The sequence below is a fragment of the Pseudomonas sp. TMW22089 genome, assembly GCF_022496645.1.
GTDB classification, from domain to species: domain Bacteria; phylum Pseudomonadota; class Gammaproteobacteria; order Pseudomonadales; family Pseudomonadaceae; genus Aquipseudomonas; species Aquipseudomonas paraversuta.
In genome coordinates this window covers 1-22,352 of the sequence record NZ_SCFG01000028.1, presented here as the reverse complement: position 1 = coordinate 22,352, position 22,352 = coordinate 1, and the positions used below count along the sequence as shown (strand labels likewise).

General features: G+C 54.6%; 17 protein-coding genes and 1 pseudogene. 9 read left to right on the top strand and 9 right to left on the bottom strand.

Annotation, left to right across the window (positions count from 1 at the left end; translation table 11 throughout):
* The first annotated feature begins 2 nt into the window (after positions 1–2).
* From gyrB to EQV90_RS19285, 3 genes are all read left to right on the top strand, one after another.
* On the top strand, positions 3–2,420 hold the full coding sequence (gene gyrB, locus EQV90_RS19295; protein WP_003437974.1) for a DNA topoisomerase (ATP-hydrolyzing) subunit B: 2,418 nt from the start codon (positions 3–5) through the stop codon (positions 2,418–2,420).
* A gap of 358 nt (positions 2,421–2,778) precedes the next feature.
* Positions 2,779–4,434, top strand: coding sequence for a GMC family oxidoreductase N-terminal domain-containing protein (locus tag EQV90_RS19290; protein ID WP_010656724.1), 1,656 nt, complete (start codon positions 2,779–2,781; stop codon positions 4,432–4,434).
* A 95-nt stretch (positions 4,435–4,529) separates the two neighbouring features.
* Positions 4,530–6,152, top strand: coding sequence for an MFS transporter (locus tag EQV90_RS19285; RefSeq protein WP_240878556.1), 1,623 nt, complete (start codon positions 4,530–4,532; stop codon positions 6,150–6,152).
* 232 nt (positions 6,153–6,384) lie between these two features.
* On the opposite strand, the gene EQV90_RS19280 is transcribed toward EQV90_RS19285, so the two are convergent.
* The 4 genes from EQV90_RS19280 to glyQ form a co-directional block, all read right to left on the bottom strand.
* A complete protein-coding gene (locus EQV90_RS19280) occupies positions 6,385–7,167 on the bottom strand; it encodes a lysophospholipid acyltransferase family protein (protein ID WP_003437968.1) in 783 nt (260 codons plus the stop codon).
* Between the two features lie 77 nt (positions 7,168–7,244).
* Entirely contained in the window at positions 7,245–7,781 is a 537-nt protein-coding gene (gene gmhB, locus EQV90_RS19275; RefSeq protein ID WP_029612713.1) for a D-glycero-beta-D-manno-heptose 1,7-bisphosphate 7-phosphatase, read from the bottom strand.
* Between the two features lie 8 nt (positions 7,782–7,789).
* Positions 7,790–9,844 (bottom strand): glycine--tRNA ligase subunit beta, encoded by a 2,055-nt coding sequence (glyS, locus tag EQV90_RS19270; protein ID WP_010656725.1) that lies wholly within the window; start codon positions 9,842–9,844, stop codon positions 7,790–7,792.
* A complete protein-coding gene (gene glyQ / locus EQV90_RS19265; protein ID WP_003437964.1) occupies positions 9,841–10,794 on the bottom strand; it encodes a glycine--tRNA ligase subunit alpha in 954 nt (317 codons plus the stop codon). Before glyQ ends, glyS begins: the two co-directional genes overlap by 4 nt.
* A gap of 81 nt (positions 10,795–10,875) precedes the next feature.
* On the opposite strand from glyQ, the gene tag reads away from it, so the two are divergent.
* On the top strand, positions 10,876–11,433 hold the full coding sequence (gene tag / locus EQV90_RS19260; protein WP_240878555.1) for a DNA-3-methyladenine glycosylase I: 558 nt from the start codon (positions 10,876–10,878) through the stop codon (positions 11,431–11,433).
* Positions 11,434–11,509: 76 nt separating this feature from the next.
* Positions 11,510–12,397: a lysophospholipid acyltransferase gene (locus tag EQV90_RS19255; protein ID WP_003437960.1), complete on the top strand. Its 888-nt coding sequence runs from the start codon at positions 11,510–11,512 to the stop codon at positions 12,395–12,397.
* Between the two features lie 72 nt (positions 12,398–12,469).
* Here the strand turns inward: EQV90_RS19255 and EQV90_RS19250 are convergent, their stop codons facing one another.
* The 5 genes from EQV90_RS19250 to def all read right to left on the bottom strand — a co-directional run bounded on the left by EQV90_RS19250 (position 12,470) and on the right by def (position 17,172).
* Positions 12,470–12,781, bottom strand: a complete 312-nt coding sequence (locus EQV90_RS19250; protein ID WP_003437958.1) for a hypothetical protein — start codon at positions 12,779–12,781, stop codon at positions 12,470–12,472.
* A gap of 10 nt (positions 12,782–12,791) precedes the next feature.
* Entirely contained in the window at positions 12,792–14,168 is a 1,377-nt protein-coding gene (gene trkA / locus EQV90_RS19245; RefSeq protein ID WP_003437955.1) for a Trk system potassium transporter TrkA, read from the bottom strand.
* Between the two features lie 19 nt (positions 14,169–14,187).
* Entirely contained in the window at positions 14,188–15,498 is a 1,311-nt protein-coding gene (rsmB, locus tag EQV90_RS19240; protein WP_240878554.1) for a 16S rRNA (cytosine(967)-C(5))-methyltransferase RsmB, read from the bottom strand.
* Positions 15,495–16,454 carry a methionyl-tRNA formyltransferase gene (gene fmt, locus EQV90_RS19235; RefSeq protein ID WP_003437951.1) on the bottom strand — a complete coding sequence of 320 codons (960 nt, stop codon included), beginning with the start codon at positions 16,452–16,454 and terminating at the stop codon, positions 15,495–15,497. Before fmt ends, rsmB begins: the two co-directional genes overlap by 4 nt.
* 211 nt (positions 16,455–16,665) lie before the next feature.
* Positions 16,666–17,172 carry a peptide deformylase gene (def, locus tag EQV90_RS19230; protein ID WP_003437949.1) on the bottom strand — a complete coding sequence of 169 codons (507 nt, stop codon included), beginning with the start codon at positions 17,170–17,172 and terminating at the stop codon, positions 16,666–16,668.
* A 396-nt stretch (positions 17,173–17,568) separates the two neighbouring features.
* On the opposite strand from def, the pseudogene EQV90_RS19225 reads away from it, so the two are divergent.
* The 4 genes and pseudogenes from EQV90_RS19225 to EQV90_RS19210 all read left to right on the top strand — a co-directional run.
* Positions 17,569–18,246, top strand: a pseudogene (locus EQV90_RS19225) (DNA-processing protein DprA); the annotation flags it as partial.
* A 45-nt stretch (positions 18,247–18,291) separates the two neighbouring features.
* On the top strand, positions 18,292–19,950 hold the full coding sequence (locus tag EQV90_RS19220) for a recombinase family protein (protein ID WP_240878553.1): 1,659 nt from the start codon (positions 18,292–18,294) through the stop codon (positions 19,948–19,950).
* A 69-nt stretch (positions 19,951–20,019) separates the two neighbouring features.
* Positions 20,020–20,232: a hypothetical protein gene (locus EQV90_RS19215; protein ID WP_240878552.1), complete on the top strand. Its 213-nt coding sequence runs from the start codon at positions 20,020–20,022 to the stop codon at positions 20,230–20,232.
* Between the two features lie 338 nt (positions 20,233–20,570).
* Positions 20,571–22,244, top strand: coding sequence for a hypothetical protein (locus tag EQV90_RS19210; protein WP_240878551.1), 1,674 nt, complete (start codon positions 20,571–20,573; stop codon positions 22,242–22,244).
* Positions 22,245–22,352: the final 108 nt, after the last annotated feature.

Genomic DNA, 22,352 nt, shown 5'->3' with positions numbered 1-22,352 from the left:
CATTGAGCGAAGAAAACACGTACGACTCAACGAGCATTAAAGTGCTGAAAGGCCTTGATGCCGTACGCAAACGTCCCGGTATGTACATTGGTGACACCGACGATGGCAGCGGTCTGCACCACATGGTGTTCGAAGTAGTCGACAACTCCATCGACGAAGCGCTGGCTGGCCATTGCGACGACATCACCATCACCATCCACCCGGATGAATCCATCACCGTGCGCGACAACGGCCGCGGCATTCCGGTAGATGTGCATAAAGAAGAAGGCGTTTCTGCAGCCGAGGTCATCATGACCGTGCTGCACGCTGGCGGTAAATTCGATGACAACTCCTACAAAGTATCCGGCGGCCTGCACGGTGTAGGTGTGTCTGTTGTAAACGCCCTTTCCGAATTGCTGGTACTGACTGTACGTCGTAGCGGCAAAATCTGGGAACAGACCTACGTTCACGGCGTGCCTCAAGCTCCGATGGCTATCGTTGGCGAGAGCGAGACCACCGGCACCCAGATCCATTTCAAGCCGTCTGATCAGACCTTCAAAAATATCCACTTCAGCTGGGACATCCTGGCCAAGCGGATTCGTGAACTGTCCTTCCTGAACTCCGGTGTCGGCATCGTCCTCAAGGATGAGCGCAGCGGTAAAGAAGAGCTGTTCAAGTACGAAGGCGGTCTGCGTGCATTCGTCGATTACCTGAACACCAACAAGACTCCGGTCAACCAGGTGTTCCACTTCAGTGTTCAACGTGAAGACGGCATCGGCGTAGAAATCGCCCTGCAGTGGAACGACAGCTTCAACGAGAACCTGTTGTGCTTCACCAACAACATTCCGCAGCGCGATGGCGGTACGCACCTGGTGGGCTTCCGCTCTGCCCTGACGCGTAACCTCAACACTTACATCGAAGCAGAAGGTCTGGCCAAAAAGCACAAGGTCGCCACCACCGGTGATGACGCCCGTGAAGGCCTGACCGCGATCATCTCGGTGAAAGTGCCGGATCCGAAGTTCAGCTCCCAGACCAAAGACAAGCTGGTTTCTTCTGAAGTGAAGACCGCTGTTGAACAGGAAATGGGCCGCTTCTTCTCCGACTTCCTGCTGGAAAACCCGAACGAAGCCAAGCTGATCGTCGGCAAGATGATCGACGCGGCACGTGCCCGTGAAGCAGCACGTAAAGCCCGTGAGATGACCCGTCGTAAAGGCGCGCTCGACATCGCAGGCTTGCCGGGCAAACTGGCCGACTGCCAGGAAAAAGATCCGGCGCTGTCCGAACTGTACCTCGTGGAAGGTGACTCTGCTGGCGGTTCCGCCAAGCAGGGACGTAACCGCCGTACCCAAGCGATCCTGCCGTTGAAAGGCAAGATTCTTAACGTTGAGAAAGCGCGTTTCGACAAGATGATCTCTTCGCAAGAAGTGGGCACCTTGATCACTGCACTGGGTTGCGGTATTGGCCGCGACGAGTACAACATCGAAAAACTGCGTTATCACAACATCATCATCATGACCGATGCTGACGTCGACGGTTCCCACATCCGTACCCTGCTGCTGACCTTCTTCTTCCGTCAGCTGCCGGAACTGATCGAGCGTGGCTACATCTACATCGCTCAGCCGCCGTTGTACAAAGTGAAAAAGGGCAAGCAAGAGCAATACATCAAAGACGACGAGGCCATGGAAGAGTACATGACCCAGTCGGCCCTTGAAGATGCGAGCCTGCACTTGAACGAAGATGCCCCTGGCATCTCCGGAGAAGCGCTGGAGCGTCTGGTACACGACTTCCGCATGGTAATGAAGACGCTCAAGCGTTTGTCGCGCCTGTACCCACAGGAGCTGACCGAGCACTTCATCTACCTGCCGGCCGTTACCCTCGAGCAGTTGGGTGACCACGCTGCCATGCAGGAGTGGATGGTGAAATACGAAGCCCGCCTGCGTCTGGTCGAGAAGTCGGGTCTGGTCTACAAGGCCAGCCTGCGCGAAGATCGCGAGCGTAATGTCTGGTTGCCGGAAGTCGAACTGATCTCCCACGGCCACTCGACCTTCATCACCTTCAACCGTGACTTCTTCGGCAGCAACGACTACAAAACCGTTGTGACCCTGGGCGCTCAACTCAGCACTCTGCTGGACGAAGGCGCTTACATCCAGCGTGGCGAGCGCAAAAAAGCCGTGACCGAGTTCAAGGAAGCACTGGACTGGTTGATGGCCGAAAGCACCAAGCGTCATACCATCCAGCGCTACAAAGGTCTGGGCGAAATGAACCCGGATCAGCTCTGGGAAACCACGATGGACCCAAGCGTGCGTCGCATGCTGAAAGTCACCATCGAAGACGCGGTCGGTGCCGACCAGATCTTCAACACCTTGATGGGCGACGCCGTAGAACCGCGCCGTGAATTCATCGAGAGCAACGCACTGGCAGTGTCCAACCTGGACTTCTGATGGTGTAGCGAGCAGTACAAAAAAAGCCAACGCTTAGCGTTGGCTTTTTTTATGGGAAAAAATCCTGTGGCGCCAATAACAGTCCATGCTCAGTTACACAGAATTCCAGCAAACATCCCCACTACCCGCAGCCTTACAGATTTGTGCAAGGTGCACCGGGTGCTGATCCAGTATCCAGTATCCAGTCGCTGGGTTGCAGCGACTTTTGCGGGTCATGCAGTTGGGGAAGCGCAATACCCGTCCCGGCACTTTTGAGGGGGCAGTGCAAAAACGCACAAGCCATGGGCGAAATCACGCGTTTCAAACTCGGAATTAATCAATACGATGGTGCAGGACAAGAACAATAAAAAGGTGATGCATGACATCAGCCAGCAAGGTGTACGACTTTATCGTGGTGGGCGCCGGACCTGCGGGTTCAGTGCTGGCGAATCGGCTGTCTGCCGATCCCCGTCATAGCGTGCTGCTGCTCGAAGCGGGCGGCCAGGATAACTACCCGTGGATTCACATCCCCGTGGGCTACCTCTATTGCATTGGTAACCCGCGTACCGACTGGTGCTTCAAAACCGAGGCCCAGGCCGGTTTGCAAGGCCGCAGCCTGAGTTATCCACGGGGCAAGGTGCTGGGGGGCAGTTCGTCGATCAACGGCATGATTTATATGCGTGGCCAGTCGAGCGATTACGACCGCTGGGCCGAGCTGGGCAATCCGGGCTGGGCCTGGAAAGACGTACTGCCGCTGTTCAAACGCAGTGAAAAACACTTTGCCGGCAACTCGGATTTGCACAGTGCTGACGGCGAGTGGCGGGTCGAGCAACAGCGCTACTCGTGGCCGATTCTGGATGCGTTCCGTGATGCCGCCGAGCAAAGCGGCATTGCCACCGTTGACGATTTCAACGGCGGCGACAATCAGGGCTGTGGATATTTTCAGGTTAACCAGCGGGCCGGTGTGCGCTGGAATGCTTCCAAGGCATTTTTACGGCCAGTACTCAAACGGCCTAACCTGACCGTATTGACCGATGTGCAGGTCGACAAAGTCGTACTTGATCAAGGTCGCGCCACCCGGGTCAACGCCCGCAGGCAAGGTATCGAACAGGCCTTTACCGCCCGTCGCGAAATCATCCTGTGTGCCGGCTCCATTGGTTCTCCGGGTATCTTGCAGCGCTCGGGCATCGGCCCTCGCCCGCTCCTGGAAAGCCTGGGGATAACTGTGCAGCACGCACTGCCCGGCGTCGGCGGTAACCTGCAGGACCACCTGCAACTGCGTCTGATCTTCAAACTGACCAGGGCGCGCACCCTTAACCAGGTGGCCAATAGCCTGTGGGGCAAGATCGGCATGGGCCTGCGATATGCCTACGACCGCAGTGGTCCACTGGCCATGGCACCGAGTCAATTGGGGGCTTTCGTCAAATCCGCTGCGGATCAACCTTCGGCCAACCTGCAATACCATGTGCAGCCGCTGTCCCTTGAGCGTTTTGGCGAGCCGCTGCACAGCTTCCCGGCTTTCACCGCTTCGGTGTGCAACTTGCGCCCCAAAAGCCGTGGCCGGGTTGATATCCGCTCGGCCAACCCGGACGACGCGCCGCTTATCGATCCCAATTACCTGAGCCACCCCGATGATCTAAAGGTCGCGGCAGATGCCATTCGCATGACCCGCCGCATCGTGGCCAGCCCTGCCCTGCAAGTCTTTTCACCCGAGGAATACCTCCCGGGTCAGGCGTTGCAGACCGAGCAGGAGCTCTATGAGGCTGCCGCGCGCATCGGCACCACGATCTTTCACCCTGTGGGCACTTGCCGCATGGGGCAGGACGCAGACGCGGTGGTCGATGCCGAGTTGCGGGTACACGGGGTGCCAGGCTTAAGGGTGGCAGACGCGTCGATCATGCCCTTCATCGTTTCAGGCAATACCTGCTCACCAACCTTGATGATTGGCGAAAAGGCCGCGCAGCTGATTCTTGCGGCGCCTGTTCACACACGAGAAACAGAAAACACCCGCACACAAGCAGCACCGGTCGCCTGAATGCGATCGTGGTTTCGGACGCAGTCATCCGCAACCGACAGTGGACAACAACAATAATCACTGTGGCCCCATTCATGGGGCTGAGGGCATTGCACATGTCAGACTCAATTGCACAACAGGCTGTTTCTGCCAAGGGAACAACCGGCCGTGAAGAACGAAAGATCATTTTTGCGTCATCCCTCGGGACGGTTTTCGAGTGGTATGACTTTTTCTTGTATGGCGCTTTGGCGACCGTTCTCAGCAAACAGTTTTTTGTCGGGGTCAACGACACCACAGCGTTCATTTTTGCCTTAATGGCCTTCGCCGCCGGCTTTCTGGTGAGACCCTTCGGTGCATTGGTATTTGGCCGGTTGGGCGACATGATCGGGCGTAAATACACCTTCCTCATGACCATCATTCTGATGGGTTTATCGACCTTTGCCGTGGGGCTGCTACCCACTTACACCAGCATCGGCATTGCGGCACCGATCATGCTCGTGCTGTTACGCATGCTCCAGGGGCTGGCGTTGGGCGGTGAATACGGCGGCGCGGCGACCTACGTGGCGGAGCACGCAGCGCCCGGCAAACGCGGTTTCAATACCAGCTGGATTCAATCAACTGCCACCCTGGGGCTGCTGCTGTCGCTGGTGGTGGTACTGAGCTGCCGCTACCTGACCGGTGACCAGTTTGAAGTCTGGGGCTGGCGCCTGCCGTTCCTGCTGTCCATCGTGCTGCTGGGCATCTCGACCTGGATCCGCATGAGCATGCATGAGTCCCCGGCCTTCGTGAAAATGAAGGCTGAAGGCAAAACCAGTAAATCGCCGATCCGGGAATCGTTCGGCAAGTGGGAAAACCTCAAGATCGTGCTGATTGCACTGTTCGGCATCAACGCCGGCCAGGCCGTGACCTTTTACACGGCACAGTTTTACGTACTGTTCTTCCTTACCCAGATGCTCAAGATGGACCCGGCCCAGGCCAATATGCTGCTCATCATCAGTGTGGTTATCGGCGCCCCGTTCTTTATCTTTTTCGGCTGGCTGTCGGACCGCGTAGGTCGTAAACCCATTCTGATGCTCGGGCTGTTGCTGGCCACGGTGCTGTATTTCCCGCTGTTCAAAGGCCTGAGCCACTATGCCAACCCGCAAATCGATACGGCCAGCCGTCAGTCGCCGATTGTAGTGATGGCTGACCCGGCAACCTGCACCTTCCAGTTCGATCCGGTGGGTAAGGCGCGTTTTGACAGCCCCTGTGACAAGGTCAAGACCTTCCTGGTCAAACAGGGCCTGCCTTACACCTCCCAGGCCGTGGCGCCGGGCACTGATGTCCAGGTGTCGGTGGGTGAGACGCAGATCAAAGGCTTTGACGAAGCGGCCATGCGCGCTGCGATCAACGAAGCGGGCTACCCCGCCAAGGCAGATCCGAGTGCGGTCAACCAGCCGATGGTGGTGCTGATGATGGTTCTGCTGACGCTCATCGCAACCATGACCTACGGCCCACTGGCTGCAGTGATGGTGGAACTGTTCCCGACCCGGATCCGCTACACCTCCATGTCCCTGCCGTATCACATTGGCAATGGCTGGTTCGGCGGCTTTTTGCCCACCGTCTCCTTTGCCCTGGTGGTCTACACCGGGGATATCTTCTACGGGCTGTGGTACCCGGTGGTGATCACCGGGGTCAGCCTGGTAGTGGGCATGCTCTGCCTGAAGGAAACCCGAAACGTGGATATCGACAAGATATAAACGGCGATTACCCTGCAGGAGCGACGCTCGATTGCTTGCGAGCCCTTGAAAAGCTCGCTCCTACACAGGACAGGTATATGTCAGGCACAAAAAAACCGGCTAATCAGCCGGTTTTTTTAGTGCCTGGAAAAACTTATGCACGTTTTTCATTGAAAAGTCATGCCGCGAAATAAGTATATAAATCATTAAGTTACGGATGTTTTATGAAGATAATCCAAAACTTGTGCACAAGTTATCCACAATTTGCCTGGTCTGTGGTTGCAGTGGGTGCCGTCACCGGTGGCAGTGAACCCATTTCGCGCTGAGTGCTCTCGTTCCAGGCTTGCACCCGGTCATTGAGCTCTGCAATTGCCCGGGGCCCAGTGCCATTGGCGTACATCGGTTCGCCAATCACCAGCTCAATGGTGCCGGGTTTTTTCGCCCAGCCTGTCTTGGGCCAGTATTTGCCGGCATTGTGGGCTATCGGCAATACCGGCAACTCGGCGTTTACGGCCAGTGCGGTACCGCCTCGGGAAAACTTGCCCACCTGACCGAATGGCACACGTGTGCCTTCCGGAAAGATCAGCACCCAAATGTTGTCCTTGAGCAGCTCGTCGCCCTTTTTGGCGATGTGCTTGAGCGCCGCCTTGGGGTTGTCGCGGTCAATGGCAATCGGGCGCAGCATCGCCATCGCCCAGCCAAAGAACGGTACATACAGCAGCTCGCGCTTGAGTACCTGACTCAACGGCTGAAAGTAGGCCGAGAGAAAAAACGTCTCCCAGGTACTTTGATGGTTGGCCAGGATCACGCAAGGCTGTTGCGGAATATTTTCAGCACCCTTCACTTCAACCTGAATGTTAAGAAACACCCGGGTCAGCCACAGAGCGCAGCGGCACCAGTACACGTTAATAAACCGGTAACGCGCACGAAACGGCAGGAACGGGGCGACAAAAAAGCTCAGTGAGCACCACAGCAGGGCGCTGGTGCCCAGCAGCAGGTAAAAGAAGAAGGTTCTGATGGCCTGCAGTATCGACATAGCGACTTTTACCGTTGCGGATAAAGCACCGCTTAACCGGCCTGCACCTAGGGTTCAGGCGGGTGTTCGGGGGTGCTTTATTTGTGGATAAGTTCTGCGGCAACTGCCGCCAGATCGTCAAATATTAGGGTATTGACCGGTAACTTCTTGGCCAAAGTCAGCAGGCCTTTTCCGGTCTTTACCAAAACTGGCTGAGAATCGACGGCTTGTGCGGCCTGCAAGTCACCCAAACTGTCGCCGACAAACCAACATTCGGCCAAATCAGCACCGTAATGCTCGGCAATGGTCTGCAACATGCCCGGTTTTGGCTTGCGGCAAGCGCAACCCTCGTCGGGGCCGTGAGGGCAGTAAACAATCAAGCCGACCTCGCCACCCTGCTCGGCCACGAGCGCCCGTAAACGCTCATGCATGGCCTCCAGGGTCGCGACGCTGTAGTAGCCGCGGGCAATGCCGGACTGGTTGGTCGCGACCGCGACGGTCCAGCCCGACTTGCTCAACTGCGCAATGGCCTCGATCGCGCCAGGGAGCGGGAGCCACTCCTCGACAGACTTGATGTAAGCGTCGGAGTCATAATTGATCACTCCGTCCCGATCGAGAATCAGCAGTTTCAACAGTAAACCCCTTAGCCCAGCAGCGAAATGTCGGCAACGCCCAGGAACAGACCGCGCAAGCGCGCCAGCAGTGCATAGCGGTTAGCCCGCACACTCGGGTCTTCAGCGTTGATCATGACCGCTTCGAAGAACGCATCCACAGGCTCGCGCAACGATGCCAGACGTGTCAGCGCTTCGTTGTACTGGCGGGCAGCTGCCATTGGCTGTACTGCTTCGTCGGCTTTCTGGATGGCCGAGAACAACGAGAACTCACTGGCATTATCGAAATAACGCGCCTCGACATGGGTCGAAACCGTGCCTTCAACTTTGCTCAGCAGGTTCGATACGCGCTTGTTCACCGCGGCCAGGGCGGCGGCTTCCGGCAATTGACGGAAGGCCTGTACTGCTTGCACACGCTGATCGAAGTCCAGTGCCGAGGTCGGGTTCAACGCACGTACCGAAAGGTAAGTGGCGACGTCCACGCCTTCATCTTCGTAACGCGCACGCAGGCGGTCGAAGATGAACTCCAGCACCTGGTCAGCCAGGCCGGCCGACTTGATCTTGGCGCCGAATGCGCTGACAGCGAAGTTCACCGCTTCGGTCAGGTCGAGGTCGAGTTTCTTGTCGATCAGTATCCGCAAGATACCCAGCGCTGCACGACGCAGTGCATAGGGGTCTTTGCTACCGGTAGGCAGCATGCCGATGCCGAAAATACCGACCAGGGTGTCGAGCTTGTCAGCAATGGCCACTGCCGCGCCGGTCAGTGTACCCGGCAACTCGGCGCCAGCACCGCGTGGCATGTACTGTTCGTTCAATGCCAGCGCAACATCCTGCGGCTCGCCATCGTTGAGGGCGTAGTAGTAACCGGCAATGCCTTGCATCTCCGGGAACTCGCCGACCATTTCAGTGGCCAGGTCGCACTTGGACAGCAGGCCGGCACGGGCTGCGCGCTGTGCGTCGCCACCAATGCGCGGAGCAATCAACGCTGCCAGCTTGGAAACCCGCACCGCCTTGTCGTAAACGCTGCCCAGTTGCGCCTGGAACACTACGTTTTGCAGGCGCAGGTTGAAGCTTTCCAGAGTCTGCTTCTTGTCTTGCTTGAAGAAAAACTCGGCGTCGGTCAGGCGCGGGCGAACCACTTTCTCGTTACCCGAGACGATCTGCTGCGGGTCTTTGCTCTCGATGTTGGCCACAGTAATGAAACGCGGCAGCAACTTGCCATCAACGTCCAGCAGGCAGAAATACTTCTGGTTGTCCTGCATGGTGGTGATCAGGGCTTCTTGCGGCACATCGAGGAAGCGCTCTTCGAAAGAGCACACCAGCGGTACCGGCCATTCAACCAGCGCGGTCACTTCGTCCAGCAGGGCTGGCGGCACGATTGCGGTACCTTCCTGCATGGTTGCCAGTTCGGCCACACGCTTGGAAATCAACTCGCGACGCTCGTTGAAATCCGCCAGCACGTGGGCTTGGCGCAAGTCTTCGAGGTAGTTGGCCGGAGCGCTGATACGCACATTTTCCGGGTGGTGGAAGCGGTGACCACGGGAATCGCGACCGGATTTCTGAGCCAGGATCGTGCAGTCGATGACTTCATCGCCCAGCAACATCACCAGCCATTGGGTCGGACGCACGAACTCGACCTTGCGGGCACCCCAGCGCATGCGCTTGGGAATAGGCAGATCGTTCAGCGAGTCTTCAACGATGGTCGGCAGCAGGCTGGCGGTCGGCTTGCCGACGATGACCTGGCTGAAACGCAGTTTTGGACCGCTCTGATCGATTTCGCTCAGTTCAACGCCACATTTCTTGGCAAACCCGAGGGCCGCCTGGGTCGGGTTACCTTCAGCATCGAAGGCGGCCTGGCGTGGCGGGCCGTCGATGTTGATGCTGCGATCCGGTTGCTGGGTTTCGAGCTGAGTCAGCAGCACGGCCAAACGACGGGGCGCGGCGTAAACTTTTTTCGCGCTGAATTTCAAACCTGCGCTTTGCAGGCCTTTTTCAATCCCGGCCAGGAAAGCTTCGGCCAGGGTATTAAGGGCTTTTGGCGGCAGTTCTTCAGTGCCCAGTTCAACCAGAAAATCTTGAGCACTCATTGTGCAGCCTCCAACTTAGCCAACACTTCATCACGCAAATCAGGTGGAGCCATCGGGAAGCCGAGCTTGGCGCGGGCTTCGAGATACGCCTGGGCCACCGAGCGCGCCAGGGTCCGCACACGCAAGATGTACTGCTGGCGTGCAGTGACCGAAATGGCCCGGCGCGCATCCAGCAGGTTGAACGTGTGGGATGCCTTGAGCACCATCTCGTAGCTTGGCAGCGGCAGCGGTTGATCGAGTTCGATCAGACGCTTGGCTTCGCTTTCATAGAAATCGAACAGTTCGAACAGTTTGTCGACGTTGGCGTGTTCGAAGTTGTAAGTCGACTGCTCGACTTCGTTCTGGTGGAACACGTCGCCGTAGGTCACTTTGCCGAACGGGCCGTCAGTCCATACCAGGTCGTAGACTGAATCCACACCCTGCAGGTACATCGCCAGACGCTCGAGGCCGTAGGTGATTTCGCCGGTTACCGGGTAGCACTCGATGCCGCCTACTTGCTGGAAGTAAGTGAACTGCGTGACTTCCATGCCGTTGAGCCAGATTTCCCAGCCCAGACCCCAGGCGCCCAGTGTCGGCGATTCCCAGTTGTCTTCCACGAAACGAATGTCGTGCACCAGCGGATCCAGGCCGATGTGCTTCAGCGAGCCCAGGTACAGCTCCTGAAAATTAGGCGGATTGGGCTTGAGTACTACCTGGAACTGGTAGTAATGCTGCAGACGGTTCGGGTTTTCGCCGTAGCGGCCGTCAGTCGGACGACGACTGGGCTGCACATAAGCGGCGTTCCAGGTTTCCGGGCCCAGAGAGCGCAGAAACGTGGCGGTATGGAATGTGCCGGCGCCCACTTCCATATCGTAGGGCTGAAGCACCACACAACCTTGCTCGGCCCAGTATTGCTGGAGGGCGAGGATCAAGTCTTGGAAGGTACGCACTGCTGGCGTAGGCTGGCTCACAAATTCACCTGTTTCTTGGGCTGCGATTTAAAGAGCGGGAGTATACCCGATTCGGTCGCGCCTCCACCCCTTGGAGCCTATATGCCACGTTGTTTCTGGTGTCCAGAAGACCCGCTGTATGCGGCGTACCACTATCAAGAGTGGGGCGTGCCGTTGCGCGACGCACATGGGCTCTTCGAGTTGTTATTGCTCGAAGGGTTCCAGGCCGGTTTGTCCTGGATCACTGTTCTGCGCAAACGCGAGCACTATCGCAAGGTCATGTTCGGCTTTGATGTGCAGCGTCTGGCAGCCATGACCGATGCCGAAATCGAGGCCTTGATGCTCGATCCCGGGATTATCCGTAACCGCCTGAAAATTACCGGGGCAAGGCGTAACGCCCGGGCCTGGCTGGCGCTGGATAACCCGGTCGAGTATCTATGGTCCTTTGTGGGCGGCAAACCGAAGATCAACCACTTCACTGAACGCCATGAGTTTCCGGCCGTCACCGCCGAGGCTGAAGCCATGAGCAAAGGGTTGAAAAAAGCCGGATTCACGTTCGTCGGACCGACCATTTGTTATGCCTTCATGCAGGCCAGTGGCATGGTCATGGATCACGCCACCACCTGTGACCGCTACGCTCAGCTGGCGAACGGCGGTTAGAATGCTGCCCAATACAGACCTGCAGGAGCGAGCTTGCTCGCCCCTGCAGAAAACGTTTTTTTAAAGAGAAAACCCTGTGGAAAAGTTTAAAGGCGCCCTGCTGGTCGGGGCTCTGCGGTTATTCGCCATGCTCCCGTGGAGTGCGGTTCAACGGGTCGGCTCCGGTATCGGCTGGCTGATGTGGAAACTGCCCAATCGCTCGCGCGAGGTGGTGCGCATCAACCTGGCCAAATGCTTCCCCGAGATGGACCCGGTGGCCCGTGAACAACTGGTGGGACAAAGCCTCAAGGATATCGGCAAGAGCCTGACCGAGAGCGCTTGCGCCTGGATCTGGCCCGCCCAGCGTTCGATTGACCTGGTGCGTGAAGTCGAAGGCCTGGACGTGCTCAAGCAGGCCCTTGCCTCAGGTAAAGGTGTCGTCGGCATCACCAGCCACCTGGGCAACTGGGAAGTGCTCAACCACTTCTATTGCAGCCAGTGCAAGCCGATCATTTTCTACCGTCCGCCCAAGCTCAAGGCGGTAGACGAACTGTTGCGCAAGCAGCGCGTGCAGCTGGGCAACCGCGTGGCCGCGTCGACCAAAGAAGGCATTTTGAGTGTCATCAAGGAAGTGCGCAAAGGGGGGCAGGTAGGCATTCCGGCAGACCCGGAACCCGCTGAGTCGGCCGGTATTTTCGTGCCATTCCTCGGCACCATGGCCCTGACCAGCAAGTTCGTGCCGAACATGCTGGCGGGTGGCAAAGCGGTGGGGGTATTCCTGCACGCATTGCGCCTGCCGGACGGTTCGGGTTTCAAGGTGATTCTCGAGGCGGCCCCTGAAGCCATGTACAGCACCGACACTGAAACTTCGTGTGCAGCCATGAGCCAGGTGGTGGAGAAGTATGTACGGGCTTACCCGAGCCAGTACATGTGGAGCATGAAGCGCTTCAAAAAGCGTCCGCCTGGCGAGGCGCGCTGGTACTAGACCGCTGTATCTGTAGGAGCGAGCTGTGCGAAGGGCTCGCGAGCAAGCTCGCTCCTACGCAGATCAGTGGTGTTAAAGCTGTTTATCCAGCTTCTTCAAAAACACGGTCATTTCTTTCTCGGCCTGTTTGTCGCCATGGGCACGGGCTGCCTCAAGCCCCTGCTCCCACGCCGTGCGGGCCGCCCCGCGATCCCCTGCCGCCAGATGCGCCTTGCCCAGCAATTTCCAGGCCGCGGAATATTTGGGATCAAACTCCACACAGCGCTGTAAATGCTCCGCCGCCTTGAGGTTTTCCCCAAGGTCGAGATAACCCTTGCCCAGGCCGAAGCGCAGCAGTGAGTTATCCACACCCTTGGCCAGCATTTTTTCCAGTGATTCGAGCATCCGTGACTCCTTAGAAAAAACTCAGGCCCACGTGGAACAGCTTCTCCACGTCGCGAATATGCTTTTTATCCACAAGGAACAAAATCACGTGGTCGCCGGCATTGATCACAGTGGAGTCGTGGGCAATCAGCACTTCTTCGTCGCGAATGATTGCGCCAATCGTGGTGCCCGGCGGCAAGTGGATTTCGCCGATCCGGCGGCCAATCACTTTGCTCGACTTCGAATCACCGTGGGCAATCGCTTCGATGGCCTCCGCTGCGCCCCGGCGCAATGAGTGCACGCTGACAATGTCGCCACGCCGCACGTGGGCCAGCAAGGTGCCGATGGTCGCCAGTTGCGGGCTGATGGCGATGTCGATTTCACCGCCCTGGATCAGGTCCACGTAGGCCGGGTTGTTGATGATGGTCATCACCTTCTTCGCGCCCAGGCGTTTGGCCAGCAGCGAGGACATGATGTTGGCCTCGTCGTCGTTGGTCAGGGCCAAAAACAGGTCGGCATCGGCGATGTTCTCTTCGAGCATCAAGTCGCGATCCGAAGCGCTGCCCTGCAGGACTACGGTGTTGTCCAGGGTATCTGACAGATACCGGCAACGCGCCGGGTTCATCTCGATGATCTTGACCTGATAACGGTTTTCAATGGCTTCGGCCAGGCGTTCGCCGATCTGCCCGCCACCGGCAATCACAATGCGTTTGTAGCTTTCATCGAGGCGGCGCATTTCGCTCATCACTGCGCGAATGTTGGCTTTGGCGGCGATGAAAAACACTTCATCGTCTGCCTCGATGACCGTGTCGCCCCGGGGCGTAATGGGACGGTCACGTCGGAAAATTGCCGCTACCCGCGTATCCACATTCGGCATGTGTTCGCGTAACTGGCGTAACTGCTGGCCGATCAGAGGGCCGCCGTAGTACGCCTTGACCGCCACCAGCTGGGCTTTGCCTTCGGCAAAGTCGATAACCTGCAATGCGCCGGGGTGTTCGATCAGGCGCTTGATGTAGTTGGTCACCACTTGCTCGGGACTGATCAACACGTCCACCGGGATCGCGTCGTTATCGAACAGTTCGCCACCCCGTGTCAGATAGGCGGCTTCACGTACCCGGGCGATTTTGGTCGGGGTGTGAAACAGGGTGTAGGCCACCTGGCACGCCACCATGTTGGTTTCGTCACTGTTGGTCACTGCCACCAGCATGTCGGCATCATCGGCCCCGGCCTGACGCAGCACATTGGGCAGCGAGGCGCGGCCCTGAATAGTACGAATGTCGAGCCGGTCGCCCAGATCCCGCAGGCGATCGCCATCGGTATCGACCACGGTAATGTCGTTGGCTTCGCTGGCCAGATGCTCGGCCAGCGAGCCGCCGACCTGACCTGCGCCGAGGATGATGATTTTCATGCCGTCAGTCCTTTGTCGATTAGCCGCGGGCGGCTGCGATCTTGATCAGTTTGGCGTAATAGAAGCCATCGTGCCCGCCCTCCTGGGCCAGCAACTGGCGGCCATGGGGCTGCTTGATGCCGAACTGACCGGCGATATCCAGCTCCCGCGCACCCGGCGTACGGGCCAGGAACGCCTCGATCACCTCGGTGTTTTCGGTCGGTAACGTCGAGCAGGTGGCGTAGAGCAGGATGCCGCCGACTTCCAGGGTTGGCCACATCGCGTCCAGCAATTCACCTTGCAGGGTGGCGAGTTCGGCAATGTCATCCGGTTGGCGGGTCAGCTTGATGTCCGGGTGACGACGAATCACCCCGGTCGCCGAGCACGGTGCATCGAGCAGAATGCGCTGGAAAGGCTTGCCGTCCCACCAGGTGGCGGTGTCACGGCCATCGGCAGCAATCAGTTCGGCGCTCAGGCCCAGACGCTCAAGGTTTTCCCGCACCCGTACCAGGCGCTTGGCTTCCAGATCCACCGCCACTACGCCGGCCAGTTCTGGCTCGACCTCAAGAATGTGGCAGGTCTTGCCGCCCGGGGCGCAGCAGGCATCGAGTACCCGTTGGCCCGGCGCCAGGTCCAGCAGGTCGGCGGCCAGTTGTGCGGCTTCGTCCTGCACGCTGATCCAGCCTTCGGCAAAGCCCGGCAGGTTGCGTACATCGCAGGGTTCCGCCAGCACAATGCCGTCCTGGCTGAACACGCAGGGCTGAGCTTCGATACCGCTCTCGACCAGCAGTTGCAGGTAGGCATCACGGGTTTTATGGCGCCGGTTGACCCGCAGAATCATTGGCGGATGCGCGTTGTTGGCGGCGCAAATGGCTTCCCATTGTTGCGGCCAGAAAGCTTTCAGGGATTTTTGCAGCCAGCGCGGGTGTGCGGTACGCACCACCGGGTCGTGCTCCAGCTCGGTCAGCAGGGCTTCGCTCTCGCGTTGTGCATTACGCAGCACGGCGTTGAGCAGGGCTTTGGCCCAGGGTTTTTTCAGCTTGTCAGCACAGCCCACGGTTTCGCCAATGGCGGCGTGGGCCGGAATGCGGGTGTACAGCAGTTGATACAGACCCACCAGCAGCAGCGCCTCGACATCGGCGTCGGCCGCCTTGAACGGCTTTTGCAGCAGCTTGTTGGCCAGCGCCGACAAGCGTGGCTGCCAGCGGGCAGTACCGAATGCCAGATCCTGGGTCAGGCCGCGATCACGGGCCTCAACCTTGTCCAGTTGCAGCGGCAACGAGCTGTTGAGTGATGCTTTGCCGTTCAGTACTGCAGTCAGTGCCTTGGCGGCGGCCAGACGAGGATTCATTGCGCGCTTTCCGTTTGACCGAGGGTAATGCCGACGGCGAATTTCTCACGGCGACTGTTGAAAAAATCGCTGAAGTTCAGCGCTTTACCGCCGGGCAATTGCAGACGTGTCAGGCACAACGCGCCTTCACCGCAGCCGACGATCAGGCCGTCTTTGCTCGCTGCGAGGATTTGTCCTGGTGCGCCCCGGGCGTCGGCGACAGTGGCGGCCAGTACTTTCAGAGCTTCGCCATTGAGTGTGCTGTGGCAAATCGGCCACGGATTGAAAGCCCGAACCAGACGCTCCAGCTCCACTGCCGGGCGGCTCCAGTCGATGCGCGCCTCGTCTTTATTCAGCTTGTGGGCGTAGGTGGCCAGACTGTCGTCCTGCACTTCGCCTTGCAGCGTGCCTGCTGCCAGGCCTGCGATTGCTTCAATCACCGCAGGTGGGCCCAGTTCGGCCAGACGGTCGTGCAGGCTGCCACCTGTGTCTGCACCGGTGATCGGGGTGACGGTCTTGAGCAGCATCGGGCCGGTGTCCAGACCCGCCTCCATGCGCATCACGGTCACGCCGCTTTCGCTATCGCCGGCCTCGATGGCCCGCTGAATCGGCGCCGCCCCGCGCCAGCGTGGCAGCAAGGAGGCATGGCTGTTGATACAGCCCAGGCGCGGAATATCCAGCACCACTTGCGGCAGGATCAGACCGTAGGCCACCACCACCAGCAAGTCGGGCTTGAGGGCTGCCAGCTCGGCTTGAGCCTCGGGAGCCCGCAGCGTGGGCGGCTGCATGACAGCGATGTGGTGTTCCAGCGCCAGTTGCTTGACCGGGCTCGGCATCAGCTTTTGCCCGCGCCCGGCCGGGCGATCCGGCTGGGTGTAGACCGCGACGATCTCGTAAGGGCTGTCGAGCAGCGCCTTGAGGTGTTCCGCGGCGAATTCCGGGGTGCCGGCAAATACGATGCGCAGTGGCTCAGTCATGAATTACTCACTTGGAATGGGGGGGCGGGAGTAATCCCGATAGATGCCTGTAGTCGCTGTCGAGGTACGAGGCTGCGATCAGGTTCGACGCAGCTCTCGTCAATCACTCAACTTCGGTATGCCAGGCACTTGGGAATAGCTGGCTTTACGGGCTCTGCCCGATCGCAGCCTTAGTGCCTGGGCAGCGACTACAGAATTGAGATAAGGACTATCAAGCGTTCTGGCGATGCAGTTTTTCCAGCTTCTTCTTGATCCGGTCACGCTTGAGCGTAGACAGATAATCGACGAACAGCTTGCCATTGAGGTGGTCGCATTCGTGCTGGATGCACACGGCCAGCAGGCCTTCGGCGATCATTTCGAAAGGTTTGCCGTCACGGTCCAGCGCCTTGATTTTTACCCGCTGCGGGCGGTCAACGTTTTCGTAGTAACCCGGTACCGAGAGGCAGCCTTCTTGATACTGGCCCATCTCGTCGGTGAGCATTTCAAGCTCGGGGTTGATCAGCACCAGCGGTTCGCTGCGGTCTTCGCTCAGGTCCATGACGACAATGCGTTTATGCACGTTGACCTGAGTCGCGGCCAGGCCAATGCCCGGCGCCTCGTACATGGTTTCAAACATGTCATCGATCAACTGACGGACTTCGTCGTCCACAACCGCCACGGGTTTGGCGATGGTGCGCAGACGCGAGTCTGGGAATTCGAGGATGTTTAAAATAGCCATAAGTTTGATTGATGCACTGTGTGAAAGATTCAAAAACGGTTGTCAGGTGGTCCTGAGGACATCGGGCAACCTGTGCAAAACGTCTCCTTCAGAGATAGCCCGCTCGGGCTCTGGCGTTTCACGCGAACGCACATAATAAAGGGATTCAGCAACGGATGAAACGACTAGCTGCCGGGCTGCCCGCGACTGGCCCGGGCCAAGGTGTGTCGCAGTTTGAAACCTATGGCCGCCGGCTCTGCCAGTCACTTCACTAAAATTGGGTTTCCACGTGCTATTTCAAGGGCAGACCGGCCGTTCAGGAGGGTCTTTCCAGGCGTTTTCCAAACAACTTGTCAACAGACTTATCCACAGGTTGTGCTGTCTTTGAAGGCGCTCAAACCGATCAAGGATGATCCCATGCCGCTGCCTGAAATTTCCCCTGCCGAACTCGAAGCCCGCCTGCGTTTACATCGTTTGCCCGAGGTCGGGCCCCGGCGTTTTTACACCCTGCTCAGTGCATTCGGTTCGGCCAGCTCGGCGCTGAGCGCGCCCGCCAGTGCCTGGTCCGCCCTGGGGTTGCCGGCGGGCTGTGCCCAGGCCAGGCGCAGCCCGCAAGTTCGTGACGGTGCCAGCGCTGCATTGCGCTGGCTTGAGAGCTCCAGCCAGCATGTGCTGCTGCACGACCGGGCAAATTATCCGGCCCTGTTGGGGGAACTCAGCGATGCGCCACCGTTGCTGTTCGTGGCGGGAGATCCGGGCATTCTGGAAAAACCGCAATTGGCGATGGTCGGTAGCCGACGTGCATCAAGGCCGGGTCTGGACACTGCTGCGGCCTTTTCCCGCTGTCTGGCCGGGGCCGGATTTGTGATTACCAGCGGGCTGGCGGCGGGCATCGATGCTGCTGCACATGAAGCGGCGCTGGGCATTGGCGGGCAGACTGTGGGGGTGTTGGGCACCGGCCTGGAAAAACTTTATCCACAGCGCCATCGCGCCCTGGCCGATGCGATGATTGCCAGTGGCAGCGCGGTGGTTTCGGAGTTCCCTCTGGACGCCGGGCCACTGCCGGCCAACTTCCCGCGCCGTAACCGCATTATGATTGGGTGATATAGTTTTCAGAGTGAATTTCTGAGACGCTTTATCATGCCCAAAGCCTATGCGTATGTACGCTATTCCAGTGCAATTCAAGCCACCGGCGACAGCGAAAACCGCCAGTTGACCGCCCTTGACCTCTTTGAAACCGCGACAGGCACGAAAGTCGTAGAAGTCATATACGACAAGGGTAAATCTGCATTCAGAGGCGACAATGCTCGCTCTGGCAATTTTAAAGAGATGCTTGACCGGATGGGGAGTGGCGCTATCCACAAAGGCGATTATCTTGTCGTGGAGAGCATCGACCGGATAACCCGCCAACGTGTGCTTGACGGCGTAGAACTACTGCAAGGAATTTTGAAGAAAGGCATTAATATTTACACCACCGTAGATAAAAAAACGTACTCATATAATGACCCTTCAAGAGATTTTGAAAATCTGCTGATGATTAGCCTGATTGCGAAACGGGCTAATGAAGAGAGTGAAACAAAATCTAATCGTCTTTTGTCTGCTTGGAAAGCGCGCAAGGTAAAGGCAGCCAATGGAGAAATAATTATAAAGAAAGGTAAGTCCGTACCGTATGGCTTGCGCGTTGAAAATGATGAGTTTGTTATTCATGAAGAAGAACAAAAAGAAATAAAGCAACTTTTTGAACTTTTGTTGAAGTTTGGTATGAATACCGCCCTAACAAAAATAAATGAGACATCCAATAGAAAATGGAGCAACGGGTCTCTAAACAAAATCATCAAAAATAAAACTGTCATTGGCTGTATGGCTACGCATCGCATTGAATACACCCAAGAGGGGAAAGCCAGAAAAATCCTAACTGGCTATATCGAAAACTATTACCCAAACTTAATTAAGCCAAGTTTGTTCTATAAAGTAATTGACGTTATGAGCAACCGAAAGCAAAAAAACTGGTCAGGACGGAGAACGGAACAAGATTTTAATATTTTTAAACATTGCATATTCTGCTCTGAGTGTGGAGGTAAGCTTTACTATGACCACAGGGGCAGCAGATACAAAGATAAAATATATCCGTTTTTCAAATGTGATAATGCTCGAATTCAAAAACATATTTGCACAGTAGACAATATTAGGTTTGAGTATGTGTTTGGTTCTTTATTAGAATGTATAAATATGGCTAATCGGTTGGCAAATGACTTCCCTAATGACTATAAAGGAATTTCTACGCAAGCGATATTCTTGAATTCAAGAGTTGAAAACCTCTTAGCATCATCTGATACAAGCCAAGATATAGAATTCGAGAAAAAGCAAAATGAATTAACATCATGCCGGACAAAATTAAGCAGTTTGAATGCTATTTTGAGTGAGGCAGATTTCAAACTTCCACAGATAATGCTCAAAGAAATTTCTAACCTAGAAGTACGAATAGAAAAATTAAAAATAGAGTTAGACCTTCTTACAGCCAGCGTCGAAGTGGAAAGTTTAGAGATTGAAAGCAGTCAAAGTATAATCGATTTGTTCATGACAGACGACGGCCGAGCAAAACTAAATATGTTCTTCAAGCATCATGAGATTTCATTTTTTGTTAGTCATGATAAATCTACAAAGCAAACAAACTTTGAGATGCGCAATTCAAAAGGAGAGAGAGTTGCACGGTCTATAAAAACTTATCCTTTAAAAAATATTCTGGGAAAATTCGGGCTTGGCGATTTACAAACTATGTTCGACCTTACAGTTAATTAATCACGTAGCCCTCTTAAATCAGAATTGAAATTCCGATTTAAGAGGGCTCAGTTTTTAGGAGTGCAACCTGTGAAAGACTTTCAAATTGAAGATTATCTAAACGATGATGCAGACATTCAAGCACTCTTGAATGTCTGCATCAATGAAGGAACTCAGGAGGGATTTATCGAGTGCATCAGAGCCATAGCAAGAAGCAAAAGCATTGAACTCAATCTTGATAGTGATTTCAATTCGATACGAAAAGCATTGAACAGCATTGGCTATAAGTTTGTAGTCATATAGTCAGATATCTAATTCTTGCTAATGCCCTGTTTAGTCATTCCAATATGTTATTCTATTTATGTGATGTTATAAGTAACTCGCTACACTTTCCGCCACACTTTTGCTACGCAAAAGATGAGTCTCCAAGTTTCACTCGTCCTGTCGGAGACAGAAGCAAAATCAAAAGCAAAAGCGAAGAGCAAAACCATCACACGAACCTGACCAAAAAATATCGGAATCCTCATTATTTTTTAGTCAAATTCTCGAAAGGCTTTACAAAAAATATCGCTATATCGCTCTTAATTTTTTCTAAATCCAATCACAAAAGGAAAACAAAAAACAAAATACTGGTGAAGATAATGGCTACAAAAAAAACAATAACAATGATTTACAAACATCTAAATTTTCAAAATGATGGTAACGGAAAGGCCAAACTTTTTAAGTCCCTTGCTCACTCGTTACGTATTTCTCCAACTGAAAAAAACAAAATAAGCCCGACCAAAAAATTGGAGTGGGACGAAAATCTCGCTCATAAAAATTTGATTTACTCTCCCGATTTAGGTTCTAAGCCGATTCGATTAGACAGCCTTGACGAAGAGCAAAAAATAAAAATCCAGAATAGTTTTTTTGAAAAAATTAATGACGAACAGAAGTCAAAAGACAAAAACTCTGACACACTCGACACGCTAAGAAAGTACAAAGCCAAAGTCAATAAATGGCTCAACTCAATCACAGATGATAGCGACCCACTGAGAATATTTCTTTCGAAAATTCTCGAAGAAAAGAAATTTATAGATGTTGAAAGTGAGATTAATACATTAACTCAATTTGAGTTCGCACGTAAAAATCAAAAGACAGAAACGGTTAAGAAGTTTTTAGAGCTTCACAACAAAGTACTTGAAAACAAATCTGATATTTCTCGAAACAAGATTTTTATTCAAGAGGCTTTCTTCAAAATCCCATCGCGCAATAATGTTGAAATATCCACTACTGACTTAATATCTAACATTCACTCCTTTTATAAAGTTAACTTCCCTGACTACCCCATCAAATTAATTGTCTTTCACGGCGACGAGATTGGTAATCACCCGCACATATTTGTAGATGCAAAAAACAAGCGTACAGGCAAATATGATTTACTCACTGCTCAAAAGAAATTCGTAAATGCAAATATCGAAAAATTAAAAGACGAATACCCTAATTCTATACCTCTTGATTTTTCTAATCGCGCATACTCTGCCAAAAAAGTGCAGGCTCAATATTTTCAAACTTTGTTTTATCAACATTCTAACGAGATGCTTGCAAAATATGATGTTGAAGCAAAGAAACTTGAAAAAACAAAAGAGAATAACGCACGTATGCGCTTGATTGAAGAAGATGCTAAAAAGCCGAAAATTGAAAGACAGTTTAGTTTTTATAATGCTGAGACAATTCGCCTCAGTGGCAATTACGAACGTGCTCAAATAAATGCTTCTAATGCTCTTAAAGAAGAAGAGGTAATCGACAAGAGACTAGAACAGAAGAAGAAAGACCTTGCAGCAGCGACGACACAATTACTCGATGCGCAAAGTGAAACTGCCGCATTAAATAATATTCTTCCAGCGCTTCGAAGTGAAAAAGAAACTCTTGCGAACGACAATGATGAACTTCAACGTAAAAATAATGAGTTACTACCTAATGCAATCTATTACAACGAAATTTCAGACGCTCTTGCTGAGATAGAACATCGTTATAATAATTTATCGGATAGTTATAACGCTATTGTAGATAGTGCAAAAAAACAAATATTCGAAGGCATTCGTAATATTTTAAGCGTCATGTGGGGGTTACAAGCGTGGGGGAAAGATAAATTCACATTTGGATTGTTCGACAAGAAAATGAAAGGAGCACCCGATGATTTGAACGAGTTTGACAATAGGACTGCAACTCTCGTAAAACTCAGTACCAATGAAATCTTAGATGCATTTATCGAGACGGATTTTTTGATTCCGAAAGAGCCTATTACGCAAGCCTTTAAGGAAGGTCTGAAGTAAGCAGCCGTTTTTAACGGTCTAGCTGTCTGAGGTTCAAAAAACACCGACTTAATCGAAAAACAGACCTTTCCTCCTGTCAGTTCACTATTTTTTGCGGAAGAGCACCTT